Source organism: Acinetobacter sp. ANC_7635 (genome assembly GCF_056779945.1).
This window is the reverse complement of record NZ_JBWYIS010000010.1, coordinates 99,078-111,785: the sequence shown is the minus strand read 5'-3', so window position 1 is coordinate 111,785 and position 12,708 is coordinate 99,078. Positions and strand designations below refer to the sequence as shown.

Annotated in this window: 14 protein-coding genes; 6 read left to right on the top strand and 8 right to left on the bottom strand. The window is 39.7% G+C overall.

What is annotated here, in order from left to right; genetic code table 11:
* Positions 1-187: 187 nt before the first annotated feature.
* Genes AC1M89_RS11535 through AC1M89_RS11525 form a run of 3 tightly spaced genes read right to left on the bottom strand, consistent with a single transcriptional unit; the run spans position 188 to position 2,995 of the window.
* Positions 188-1,255 carry a DUF6670 family protein gene (locus AC1M89_RS11535; protein ID WP_481609217.1) on the bottom strand — a complete coding sequence of 356 codons (1,068 nt, stop codon included), beginning with the start codon at positions 1,253-1,255 and terminating at the stop codon, positions 188-190.
* A gap of 18 nt (positions 1,256-1,273) precedes the next feature.
* Complete coding sequence (gene pssA, locus AC1M89_RS11530; RefSeq protein WP_481609216.1) at positions 1,274-2,098, bottom strand: CDP-diacylglycerol--serine O-phosphatidyltransferase; 825 nt, start codon at positions 2,096-2,098, stop codon at positions 1,274-1,276.
* A gap of 39 nt (positions 2,099-2,137) precedes the next feature.
* Entirely contained in the window at positions 2,138-2,995 is an 858-nt protein-coding gene (locus AC1M89_RS11525) for a 23S rRNA (adenine(2030)-N(6))-methyltransferase RlmJ (protein ID WP_035269897.1), read from the bottom strand.
* 117 nt (positions 2,996-3,112) lie between these two features.
* On the opposite strand from AC1M89_RS11525, the gene AC1M89_RS11520 reads away from it, so the two are divergent.
* Both AC1M89_RS11520 and AC1M89_RS11515 read left to right on the top strand, forming a co-directional pair.
* Entirely contained in the window at positions 3,113-3,715 is a 603-nt protein-coding gene (locus tag AC1M89_RS11520; RefSeq protein WP_092768036.1) for a 2OG-Fe(II) oxygenase, read from the top strand.
* 58 nt (positions 3,716-3,773) lie between these two features.
* Complete coding sequence (locus tag AC1M89_RS11515; protein ID WP_035269895.1) at positions 3,774-4,301, top strand: hypothetical protein; 528 nt, start codon at positions 3,774-3,776, stop codon at positions 4,299-4,301.
* Between the two features lie 25 nt (positions 4,302-4,326).
* Here AC1M89_RS11515 and AC1M89_RS11510 read toward each other — a convergent pair whose 3' ends face one another.
* The 5 genes from AC1M89_RS11510 to AC1M89_RS11490 all read right to left on the bottom strand — a co-directional run bounded on the left by AC1M89_RS11510 (position 4,327) and on the right by AC1M89_RS11490 (position 8,848).
* A complete protein-coding gene (locus tag AC1M89_RS11510; RefSeq protein ID WP_035269894.1) occupies positions 4,327-4,578 on the bottom strand; it encodes a DUF2789 family protein in 252 nt (83 codons plus the stop codon).
* Positions 4,579-4,697: 119 nt separating this feature from the next.
* On the bottom strand, positions 4,698-4,937 hold the full coding sequence (locus AC1M89_RS11505; protein WP_481614239.1) for a DUF2789 family protein: 240 nt from the start codon (positions 4,935-4,937) through the stop codon (positions 4,698-4,700).
* Between the two features lie 148 nt (positions 4,938-5,085).
* On the bottom strand, positions 5,086-6,072 hold the full coding sequence (locus AC1M89_RS11500) for a malate dehydrogenase (protein WP_035269892.1): 987 nt from the start codon (positions 6,070-6,072) through the stop codon (positions 5,086-5,088).
* Positions 6,073-6,245: 173 nt separating this feature from the next.
* On the bottom strand, positions 6,246-6,908 hold the full coding sequence (locus AC1M89_RS11495) for a ribonuclease T2 family protein (protein ID WP_481596487.1): 663 nt from the start codon (positions 6,906-6,908) through the stop codon (positions 6,246-6,248).
* Positions 6,909-6,934: 26 nt separating this feature from the next.
* Positions 6,935-8,848, bottom strand: coding sequence for a lytic transglycosylase domain-containing protein (locus AC1M89_RS11490; RefSeq protein WP_481614241.1), 1,914 nt, complete (start codon positions 8,846-8,848; stop codon positions 6,935-6,937).
* Between the two features lie 360 nt (positions 8,849-9,208).
* On the opposite strand from AC1M89_RS11490, the gene miaB reads away from it, so the two are divergent.
* From miaB to AC1M89_RS11470, 4 genes are all read left to right on the top strand, one after another.
* Positions 9,209-10,666 carry a tRNA (N6-isopentenyl adenosine(37)-C2)-methylthiotransferase MiaB gene (gene miaB, locus AC1M89_RS11485; protein WP_179999317.1) on the top strand — a complete coding sequence of 486 codons (1,458 nt, stop codon included), beginning with the start codon at positions 9,209-9,211 and terminating at the stop codon, positions 10,664-10,666.
* A 38-nt stretch (positions 10,667-10,704) separates the two neighbouring features.
* Complete coding sequence (locus AC1M89_RS11480; RefSeq protein ID WP_092768044.1) at positions 10,705-11,790, top strand: PhoH family protein; 1,086 nt, start codon at positions 10,705-10,707, stop codon at positions 11,788-11,790.
* 30 nt (positions 11,791-11,820) lie between these two features.
* Positions 11,821-12,309 (top strand): rRNA maturation RNase YbeY, encoded by a 489-nt coding sequence (gene ybeY, locus AC1M89_RS11475; protein WP_481614238.1) that lies wholly within the window; start codon positions 11,821-11,823, stop codon positions 12,307-12,309.
* Between the two features lie 74 nt (positions 12,310-12,383).
* Positions 12,384-12,677 carry an antibiotic biosynthesis monooxygenase family protein gene (locus tag AC1M89_RS11470; protein ID WP_481596488.1) on the top strand — a complete coding sequence of 98 codons (294 nt, stop codon included), beginning with the start codon at positions 12,384-12,386 and terminating at the stop codon, positions 12,675-12,677.
* Positions 12,678-12,708 lie beyond the last annotated feature (31 nt).

Below are 12,708 nucleotides of genomic sequence, written 5' to 3'. Positions count from 1 at the left end.
AAAACTTAGATCCAACCTATTCAGCTAAACCCTTGTTTTTCAACAAGTTTTAATCAACATCACCGCCGATGGATGTGCATTCTACAGTATTTCATATCCAATGCAACCATGTTTTTTAAATATTTAAAAAAAATATGATTAACTGAATATTTATTGTTCAATTTACGTGATTTTTATGCTTTTTTAGCTATTTTTTAAGCGTGCATGGCACAATACTTGCAAAATTATCCATTAATTTTTCATCTTTATTAATTTCTTGCCACTTTAAACTACGGCAATCTATATATTCACAATACCCAGATTGCCCCTCTTCTTGAATTCCGTCAATCTGCACCTCATAACTAAAACTACCGACATAACCTGCGGCAACACCGAATTTAAAATCTCCACGACTTTCACCTTTCACGATTATTTTTCTTTTTTTATTTTCAAATGACCATTCAAATACGCGCGCTAAATACATCTCATGCCCATTAGGGGTTTTTACTTTAGGGTATACACGATGGACTTTGAAATAAACATCATCAAACATTTCAGATGTCTGAGCTTTTAAATCTCTTAAATACATCCTTGATTGCACAATTTGATTTAAACCATTACGTATATGAGCAAGAAGTAACTGCCTTTGATCAATCAAATTAATAATCTGATAGGTAAAAAAGTGAAGTGGTAGATAAGGAATATTGATCGCTCTGGCAAATTCAAATGACCCTAACTGGTCAATTTTATATGTTTGTTCTTTATAGGTTACTGTTCCTTTGCATTGACACATTAATGACCAGTGATCAAATAAACCTAATTTTAGTTTAGTAAAGTGCGAAATAATTGGTTGAGCTTGAATATTCAGATCAACGGAAAGTTCATTGTCCTTTCTTATTAATTTGAAGTTTGGGATTGAGCCTTCTAGTTGTTCTCTTTGTCCAAATACAAATTTATTCTCTTTAATCTCGCAATCATTGATGATTGAATAACCATGAAAATGTCCAACCATATGTGGACTAATGCTCGTAATGAGTGAAACAGTATCCAAGGCTTTTGTTTTAATTGCATAATCATTACGCAGCATTGGAACATTCGGCTGTCCGATAATGGTTAAAAAATTAAAATAATGAAGTGGAGATGGTAATCCTGGAATCATCAATCCTTGATGGATAATTTTATAGATTCCTCGTGGACCGTGATAATCCAACCGAAGAGGAAAAGGAGCCTGATTCAGCTGTTTTGAATCGTCCGCTAAACTCATCAACAACTGCATATCAAACTCCTTTTTTATTTATCTTGTTTTTTCTCGAGCCAAAAATGTAGTGATGAAACCTGAAAGTGCATAAATAATCGAAAGCACTAAAATACCGACAGGAATATTGTACGTAATCGCAGCAAAGATAAACACAACAATAGGCAAGACTGCAAACGGCACACGTTTACGATCTACGGTTTTAAACGAATAGTATTTAATATTCGAAATCATCAGCAAGCCAACTGCAATAATAATGACTGCATTTATCGTCTGAATCATTGGATCAGATAGGACAAAAATTTCAGGGAAATCACGCCCCACCCAAACCAAAGAAATGATCATTACTGCGGCTAGAGGACTAGCTACACCAATAAAATAGCGTTTATCAACCACACCTATTTGCACATTGAAACGTGCCAATCGGAATGCAGCACAAGCAGTATAGACAAAACATGCAGCCAAACCGATTCGACCTAGATCATGGAGGCTCCAGCTATACATCAAAATTGCAGGCGCAACACCAAATGCCAACATATCTGATAATGAATCAAACTGCTCACCAAAAGGGCTTTGCGCTCCAATTGCTCGTGCGACCCGACCGTCTAAACCATCAAATAAAGCAGCGATAAAAATGGCATAAATGGCTTGTGTGAATTCGCCATTCATACTTGCAATAATTGAGTAAAACCCTGACAACAATGCCGCAGTAGTAATCAGATTTGGCCACAGATAAATCCCACGACGCTTAACCTTTTGCCCTTCTTGCGTATGTTCCTCTTCTTCAACTTCGAAAGTAATACCATCAAAGCCCGGAACATTTCTTGGAGAAGATTCAGTTTCAGGTTTATTTATATTTGTCATTGTCATTCGTCCTAACTGTAGCCTTATCTCTCAATATTCTTATTCGCCGACCAACCAACGAACGGCAGCATGACCACCATTTTCACTCATTCTTAAGTGCGGAAAAAGCCATTGCAATGCTTCATCTGCATCTTCAGAAAACTTCCAAGGTGGATTAATCACCAATAAACCACAACCGTTTAATCCTACAGGTGTATCGTCTGGCCATACACATACTTCACAAACCAATTGACGGCGAATACCAGTCTTAATCATTTTTTTCTCAAAACGATCAATCATTGCGCGGTCTTTAATTGGGTACCAAATTGCAAATATGCCTGTAGGCCATTTCTTATATGCCGTAGCGATGAGTTCAACCAACTGCGGAAAATCCTTTCGCTCCACCTCATATGGTGGATCAATCATGACCAATCCACGTTTTTCTTTAGGAGGAATCACACCGAGCAAACCTTCATAAGCATCACGCTCATGCAAACCTGCCCGACGATCACGCACATTCATGTAAAGTTGCTGAAATACATCTCGTTGCATCTCAAAAATTGTTGCTTTATCTGTTTCGCGCATTCCTTCCAAAGCGAACCATGGCGAACCCGGATAAGCGCCTTTTCCGGCACCTGCACGCATATCTTCTACAACTTTAAGATATTGCTTAACACCTTCAGGGGCATTACGCTTAATTGAGTCATCGAGTTTAACTAAACGGTGAATACCATTTAAAAACTCTCCCGACTTCTGTGCTGCAGACGTTGATAAATCGTATTTACCTGCACCACCATGTGTATCAATGTAACGATACGGCTTATCTTTTTGATTAAGACGTGACAAAATCTGAAGCAACAATACATGCTTCATGACATCGGCAAAGTTTCCAGCATGGAAATGGTGACGGTAATTCATGTTTCAATTATTCCTAAGATCAACAATCATTTTAACATGAAAAAGTGTTTCATTCAGAATCGATTATTACTCTAAAATAGCTGACCTTTTTTTTATACAGTAAATAGCGAGATAAATATGGAAGCAGTTGTCATCCCAGGGGATTGGAATGTTGATCAAATCCTTGATGATTTAGATCAACATGGCTTCAGTATCATCGATCATGCATACCCACCAAGCTATTTAAAAAACGTTGTAAATGAATGCCAAATCCATCTTGATGATTTTCGAAATGCAGCAATTCAAAATGGCATTGTCAGCACAATCCGCAGCGATCACATTTTGTGGTTAGATCCAAAACTATCAATTTCCCATCAACACATAAAAACCTTAGATTTACTCTCTCAGGAATTAAATCGTGCATTTTATTTAGGCATTCAAGAAGTCGAAGCCCACTTCGCTTGTTATAATCCTGGTGATTTCTATGCTTTACATCGAGACAACCCTCAAGGCAAAAATGGTCGTGTGATGTCGACAGTTTTTTATCTGCATGAGGAATGGCATCAGCATTGGGGTGGTCAACTAAAGCTACAAGATAAGAATAATCAGTGGCATATTATTGAACCCAAACCTAATCGCATCGCTCTATTTCAAAGCGATTTATTACATGAAGTTCTTGTTGCACACCACCAACGCCTTTCGATTACAGCTTGGTTAAGGACCGCACGAACTTTAATTTAGCGCTTTATTTTTTCGAAGTTGCCTCCATATAGGTTTTAAACCTGATGAGGACTCATCCATGCAATCAAATACCAAGCTAATTATTCAACGCATTGGTGAAACAGACCAACTTTACTTACAAAAAAATACGCCTGAGCTTGCCTTTGAACGTGCCGAATTGCGTTTAGAGCTGGTCAGTATGAGTAAGCTTCGTCAGGAACAAATTCATTTTCTTCAAGAAGCGATTGTTCTTCTTGAACAAGGTCGAGTAGATTTCGAAGAAATGCCAATGCGTTTGTATATTAATCTTACCCTGATGTTAGCTAGAGCCTACATGATGTATTTTGAGATTACTCAAGATGAAAAATTTGCGATCATCACTCAGCAAATTTTAAAATCATTAACATCGACCAATCATAGTGATGTTTATTTTAATCTGGCTTATGCTTGCGCTTCTCGTAAAGAGTCAGCACTTACACGCCATTGGCTAAATAAATATTTTAAAACTATTGATCATGATTTAGAGGTGATAAGAACTCACCCTGCTTTCAAACAATTTCATGACCAAGAGTGGTTTATCCAGTTAACCAAACCTAAGATGCATTAAAAAAAGCCCCATGAAAGGGGCTTTTTTAGGCCATTTTTAATTTATATGCATCCATATGTAACTGTTGATTAAGTTCATCTATCCATATTGCCCAATCATCATCTTGTACTAAATGACTAATTAAGAAGTCGCGCTGACCTTTATTCCAAAATGGTGCATCATGTAAATTTTGTTGAGCGGAAAGCTGATGTGTACGGATATAGAGTTCAATTGCCGCTGGACTATTTGCCAACCCCAATTGAGAAAACAATAACGCTAAGGAAGGTTTATGTTCCATCAAGAGACTCCCCTTATCAGATTTTAATAAAATTATTATTTAAATAACTTATAAGAAATCCATGAAAAAACCCAGCTTTTGGTCTGGGTTTATTGTTTCAATTTGTGATTATATTTTCATCACTTTGTATCGATTGTGAGCTGCTCACTCAATTGGTCAATGACAATGGCCCATTCATTATCTTTTTTCCAATGACTAATAATAAAATCGCGTTGCGATGGGTTCCAAAAATCAGCTTCATGCATCGGCGTATTGGGATCAAGCCGATGTGTTTGTATAAATTGATCAATCCCTTCAGGTGAGCTATCTAAGCCCAATTGCTCAAAAAGTAATTCTTGATTTACTTCCATATCCAACATGGATTGCTCCTTGAATTTTCATGATTTTGTTCAAGATAACATGTCAATACAAAGTTCTATGTAGAAGGATTTCTTAAGCATTGTTAAGTTTTGTGCATTAAAAAAGCACTCCGAATGGAGTGCTTTTTTAATTTAGTTGAGAACTAAATTATTTAACCATGTCAGCAATCGCTGCACGTTCTTCTTCTAACTCATTAAGCGTGAAGTTAATACGCTCACGGCTGAATTCGTCAATTTCAAGACCTTGAACGATTTTGTACTCGCCATTTTCACAAGTTACAGGGAAACCGAACATTACGCCTTCAGGGATACCGTAAGAACCATCAGAAGGAATACCCATAGTTACCCATTCGCCGTTTGTGCCAAGAGCCCAATCGCGCATATGGTCGATTGCAGCGTTTGCAGCAGAAGCAGCAGAAGAAAGACCACGCGCTTCGATGATCGCAGCACCACGCTTACCAACAGTTGGAAGGAATACGTCTTTATTCCATGCAGCATCGTTGATTTTGTCTTTTAAGCTTTCGCCGTTTACGTTAGCAAAACGGTAGTCAGCATACATTGTTGGAGAGTGGTTACCCCAAACTGTCATGTTTTTGATGTCAGAAACTGCAACACCAGCTTTTTGAGCAAGTTGAGTTAACGCACGGTTGTGGTCAAGACGTAACATTGCTGTGAAGTTTTTCGCTGGAAGATCTGGAGCAGATTTCATTGCGATATAAGCATTCGTGTTAGCAGGGTTACCTACAACAAGAACTTTAACGTCACGGCTAGCAACTTCGTTAAGCGCTTGACCTTGACCGATGAAGATTTCACCGTTGACTTTAAGAAGGTCAGCACGTTCCATACCAGGACCACGTGGACGTGAACCAACAAGAAGCGCGTAGTCAGCATCTTTGAATGCAACTTTAGGATCATCAGTACCGATCATGCCAGCCAATAATGGGAAAGCACAGTCGTCAAGTTCCATCATCACGCCTTTAAGCGCTTGTTGAGCTTTCTCAACAGGAATTTCTAATAATTGAAGAATAACTGGTTGGTCTTTACCCAACATTTCACCGCTAGCGATACGGAATAAAAGGCTGTAACCAATTTGACCAGCAGCGCCAGTAACGGCAACGCGAACAGGTTGCTTCATGTAATTATCTCCAGTTGAGAGGATAGTCAATGCGATTAAATAGCTGTTCTATCTAATCTTAATAATCATAAACGGCGAAGATTGTACTCCAATACTTTGACAGATGCATTGAAAAGAGAATGAATTTCAACAAAAGTCTGATAGGAAATATAAATTAACTTCGCGGAAATAAATTAGTAGGCGCCCTCTATGTCAAATCTATTTGGGCAGGTCGAGACAATATCAGACGCACATGACTTGAATTGACCATTCGTGCGATAACAGATTTCAACCCCCGTTAACACTGGGCGACCATTTAAGCTTTGGCATTGAAATTCAATACCTTGGCTGGGTAATTTTGGGTTGAGTTTGATGAATTGTGATCGTAATGTCGCCATAGAGACTGTTTTACGATCCACTCCTGTTAAGGAATCAGGAACTTTTAATTGGTCTGCATGATTAATAATGGTACGAAAATACTGACTGGCATTCATTGGAACGCAACCACCATAGTTGGCCCATAACCTAATTCTAGCCTGCTCATCAGGCATCACCCTAGCAACAACCCTCTTCTGTAGCGGTGCCAAGGTGGCAGATGAACTCGTTTGGCAATCATGACGACTGGTTTCTGGGATAAGACCCTTTATCGTCAGTGAATATCCTTCTAGGCATTTACGGTGTTTCGCTTTTGTTCGATCTAATGCACAAATGGCAGGTGTCATCTGTACTTGAAGCACATATCCTTGTAAACCTTTCCCGGATGCCATCACATCTGCTGAACACAACAAAGCCCCTACGCTCAAACTACAGAGGAGGTAAGTGTGTTGACGACTAAACAGCAGTTTTGCGTGATTCATCCAAGCTCACAAAAGTAGTTGAAATGCTATTGCGTATTTCTTACTGGAATAGGCGGCATACGACTTTCGATCGCTTGCGGCCCCTGACCAAGCAAAACACCATAATGAGCAGCATTGGTCATAACTTTCTTCACATAGTCACGTGTTTCATGAAGTGGTATAGACTCTGTGTATTGATCCGCCGCAATACTTTTAAACTCTGGTTGCCAACGGCGTGCTCTAGTCAGCCCTGCATTATAGCCAGCCGTAGCTAGAACTGGACTGTTACTCAGCATACCTTGAATCATTGACAGGTAATATGTCCCATAACGAATATTGGTATTCGGATCTGATAATGCAGCAGGATTATACGTTTCACCCATTTTTCGTGCCACATCTTTTGCTGTTGCAGGCATAATTTGCATCAATCCACCAGCACCTACATGTGAACGGGCCGTGGTTACAAAGCGACTTTCTTGACGCATTAAACCATACGCCCACGAAGGATCAATCCCTGCATTTTTACTATGCGTCACCACTAGATTTTGATGTGGTGTCGCATAACGATATGCATAGTTATGACGTTTAAGTGTTCTTTCCGCCGCATAAATAGCACGGTCATACCACCCCATTTCTGTGGCACGTTTTGCCGCAGCCAGTAATAGACCATCATCTTGCTTAAGATAAGCTTGGCGGACAGCCCAATTCCATTCACGGTTTGTGTAAGTTGCTGAAGCATTGATATTGCGTAATGCAAAAGCACGTCTAAAGTGAATATCTTGATCTAAACGTTGAATATCCTGTGCGCTTGGTTGTGCTCGATCATGTGCTTCATTATAACGAATACCTAAATGATCTTTTGCCAACAGATTGTGATAATCATCGCCAGCGGCAGCTAATCGTTGATAAATACTTTTTGCAGTTTGCTTGGAAGCTTGATCTTTGCGATTTTCATACGCTCTCGCCATCCAATATTGCCAGCGATCTTCTTGTTTTTGCGTAACGCTCATACTATCTATGGCGCGCAACACACTTTCCCACTCACCAAATCGAATCGCTTGACGCGCGTAAATTTCAGCCTCTTCTGGTGTAAAAGGCACGCCATAACTGTAATCAAAGTTCTTCAGCACTTCAGGATTAAAATTATTTTTCATCACTGTCGTGCCTCCAATATACGCCACCGTGCGGTACATATACTTTTGAACATCTGCAGGAACACCTTGCACGACACGAGGAAGATTTTGAAGCGCCGTGTTCAAGTCAGCATCTGCAGCACGACCTAAAGCAAACACCAAATAAGCATAATCTACTGTTGTTCCTTTGGTCGCAGACCATAAATAATTCAAAGGATCTGCCTGAATTTGATTTAATTGTGCTAATGACAAGTTTAAACCCAGAGTTTGTGCTGTTGCGATCGCTGGACCAGACTGGCCCGCTCTAAGTTGCGCAAACAAGCGCTGTTGACGATCAGTGGTGGTGAGTAAGGGACTACTTAGCATTAAGCGACCTAAACCATTACACGATTCGGGCTGCGACTCTGTTGTAAGCCAGACATCTTTGTATTCCGCGTACGCCAATGTATCGCCATTTTTTGCTCGTACTTGCGCAGCCGCACAGCTTTCAGCTTGATCAGGATTGGTGACATAAGGTAAAACAGGTTGAGCTGTCTTGAAATCTGCTTGTTTTACCTTTTCTTCGACATAATCAGCAGCTAATTTTTCAGCCATTGCAGATTGAGGATAGCGCTGTGCAAAGCTGATAATATTCGTTGCAGGTTGGAAGCCTAAATTATTATTCAACATCCAATATTCTGGATAATATCCAAGCGCATCATTTTGCATTGCAGAACGATAATATTCGAGCTGAGCTGTATTACCCGAGTTCGCAAATTTAATCGCTTCATTAAATTGCTCTTCAGCCGCATGAGCAACGGGCAAACAACCTAGTGTTATCAGCCCCATTAAATATTTTTTTAACTGTTTTTGCTTCACTGCTTTTTTTGACACGCTTCTCTTCTCAACTTTAACTCGTCGCTACATTTGGACATGCTTTTTTGCATGATCAACTCTTTTGCAGCGCTTGGCAATTTTAAAATGTATTTTAAATACTCTAATGATCAAGTACTGTTCTGTTATGTAAAGCGCTGATTAACCACTATTATTTTAAAGTATTTTTACTGTAAATCCATAAACTTGATCTGATTTATATATTTGTTCAACCCGTAGTACAAATACTGTAAAATAGCTCGCTTTTATCGAGTGTGGGATTCCCCCATACTTCACCGGAACATATTTATCCCTTTTTATAGGATAGGAGCCTTCATGACGGTTCAAACCTTCATTCCGAATAGTGCCCCAGCTGCCTCAGAAAACACTGTTACCCAGCCACAGCACACCCCAGCCATCGATGGTGCAGTCAAAAAACTGTATATCGAAACGCAAGGGTGTCAGATGAATGAGTATGACAGTCATCGTATGGCCGACTTGCTAGGTGATTCACACGGTTATGTATTAACAACAGACCCTGCTGATGCAGATATTCTTTTAATGAATACCTGTTCAATTCGTGAAAAAGCGCAAGAAAAAGTATTTTCAGAATTAGGTCGCTGGCGCAAGCTGAAAGAAAAAAATCCTGATTTGGTGATTGGTGTAGGTGGATGTGTTGCATCTCAAGAAGGTGACAATATCCAAAAACGTGCACCTTATGTCGACATGGTATTTGGTCCACAAACACTTCACCGTTTGCCACAAATGCTTGATCAGCATACGGATCAAATTGAAAAGCCGAAAAAAGAGAAAATCAAACTGGTAGACATCTCATTTCCAGATATCGAAAAGTTCGACTTCTTACCTGAACCTCGCGTTGAAGGTTATAAAGCTTTCGTATCGATTATGGAAGGCTGTTCAAAATACTGTTCATTCTGCGTGGTGCCATACACTCGTGGTGAGGAAGTCTCTCGTCCCCTAGATGATGTACTTGCTGAAATTGCTGGTCTTGCGGAAAAGGGCGTACGTGAGGTTTCTTTACTCGGTCAAAACGTAAATGGTTACCGCGGAGAAACATTCGAAGGTGAAATCTGTACGTTTGCTGATCTTCTTCGTCTAGTGGCGGAAATTCCAGGCATTGGTCGTATTCGCTATACGACATCTCATCCATTAGAATTCAATGATGACCTTATCCAATGCTATCGTGACCTACCACAGATGGTTTCTCACCTTCATTTACCAGTTCAAAGTGGTTCAAATGATGTATTGAAGGCGATGAAGCGTAACCACACGATTGACGTTTATATCGATAAGATTGCTAAATTACGCCAGGTACGCCCTGATATGCATTTGTCTTCAGACTTTATTATTGGCTTCCCTGGTGAAACTGATGCTAACTTTGAAGAGACATATCAATTTATTCAAGACTTAGATTTTGATCATTCTTATAGTTTCATCTACTCGAAACGTCCTGGTACACCAGCATCAGAGCTGGAAGATTTAACACCTGAAGATGTTAAAAAAGAGCGCTTGGCTAAAGTTCAACAATGGATTAAGCAGTCAAGTATCCAAAAAACTGATGCTATGCTTGGTACTGTCCAACGTGTGCTAATTGAGAGCGTTTCAAAGCACGATCCAAACTTATTGGTAGGAACCGCAGACAATACACGTTTAGTAACATTTATTGGTGATGCCTCTTGGCTTGGACGCTTTGCAGAGATTGAGATTACAGAGATTAAAACCTTGAATTTAGTTTACGGTGAACTCTTGAATCTTGAACCTGACGTGGCGTAATGTAGAGGTATAGATTAATAGACTCTAAAGGAAATCTCTTGACTGCAGCGATTCGACGTACAGTGGCTTTTCCCGGTGTTTCAATGGACCGTTTACAAACCATGCTTGGCGCGTACAACGGTCATATGAAACAAATTGAACAACGTTTAGATGTAAAAATCAGTCAGCGTGGTGATAGTTTTTTTATTGACGGTGGAATTGATGAAGTCGAGAGAGTTGAAAGCTTACTTCAGCGCTTATACGCCGAAGCTGAAGTTTCTCAACAAATCAGCTCTGATTTGATTCATTTAATGATTCAAGGCAGCCAGACTGATCATGAATTACAATTGGATCCTAATCAAGAACACACAGGACTTGACGAAGTCTGGCTCCAAACTCGCAAGGGCCGCATTAATCCGCGGGGGGCCAACCAAAAACGCTATGTACAACGTATTCTTCAAAGTGATATTTCTTTCGGGATTGGTCCAGCGGGTACAGGTAAGACCTATTTGGCTGTAGCTGCTGCCGTTGATATGCTTGAACGCAATGAAATTCAACGTATTCTTTTAGTTCGCCCTGCTGTGGAAGCTGGTGAAAAACTTGGCTTCTTGCCAGGTGACTTATCACAAAAAATTGATCCTTATTTACGCCCGCTCTATGATGCCTTGTATGAAATGCTTGGCTTTGAAAAAGTGGCAAAATTAATTGAGCGTCAAATTATTGAAGTAGCGCCACTTGCATATATGCGTGGTCGTACACTCAATCACTCCTTTGTCATTTTAGATGAAGCTCAAAATACAACGCCAGAACAGATGAAAATGTTCTTAACTCGTCTTGGTTTTGGTTCGCGTGCAGTCATTACAGGTGACATTACCCAAGTAGATTTACCACGTGGACAACAGTCTGGTTTGGCACATTCATTACGTGTGCTTGAAAAGATTAAAGAAATCCATATCACACGTTTTCACTCACGTGATGTTGTAAGACATCAGCTTGTACAAAAAATTGTAGAAGCATACGAAGGTTGGGACAGTGAACAACATCGTTTAACTGCTGAAGCACGTGCGGAACGTAAAGCGCGTCAAGAAGCACTCATATCAGAAAATGATTCTGCTGCTGATGCTCAGCATCAAGATGCAGAGTAATTTAAATCTAATCACGCTCAAGGCAAGATTTTGAAACTCAGTCTCTCATTACAACAATCGTTTGAAGCATCAAACTTGGTGCTCAAACGTGCGTATGTTAAAAAAATTATTGAAACCACCCTTCGTCATATTGATACACAAAGCGATTGTGAAATTGGAATAGCTTGCGTAGATGTCGAAGAAAGTCACAAACTTAACCTTGAATATCGTGGTAAAGATAAGCCAACCAATGTTTTATCTTTTCCAAGCGACTTACCAGATGAAATGGCTGAAATTTTAGACAGTTTCCCTATCGGAGATCTGGTGATTTGTATTCCCGTTGTGCTTCGAGAAGCAGAAGAACAATTTAAAGCACCATTAACACATTTCACTCATATGTTGGTTCACGGTACTTTACATCTGATGGGCTATGATCATGAAACTTCTGAACAAGATGCTGAGCAAATGGAAGCAATTGAGATTGAGATTTTACAAAAACTAGGTTTTGAAAACCCTTACTTGCTTTTGGATGACGAATAACACTCCTCAATGACTTCGGTCTATGCTTCCCGTTATTCGGGAAGCAAATTAAAATAATAAATGAGTATTCAAAAATGAACTTCGTTGTCATCTTCAAAGCTAAAATAAAAAATATTGATGATGAATATGTAATATTGGCTAGCCAAATGCGGCATAAAGCGATGCATGATTACAATTGTACAAAGTTTGAAAGCTATCAAGAGAAGGATAATGAAGTCAGTCTTTCTTATTGGAGTCGGTTAGAAGATATTCAAGCTTGGCATCAAGACACCCAACATCTTTATGCCCAACAAAAAGGTCGCCTATCATGGTATGACACGTATTCGATTGAGGTCTGTCAGATTCAGCGCGCTTATCAATCTGAGTAAATCGAGTTGATCTTTATATTGATGACATATT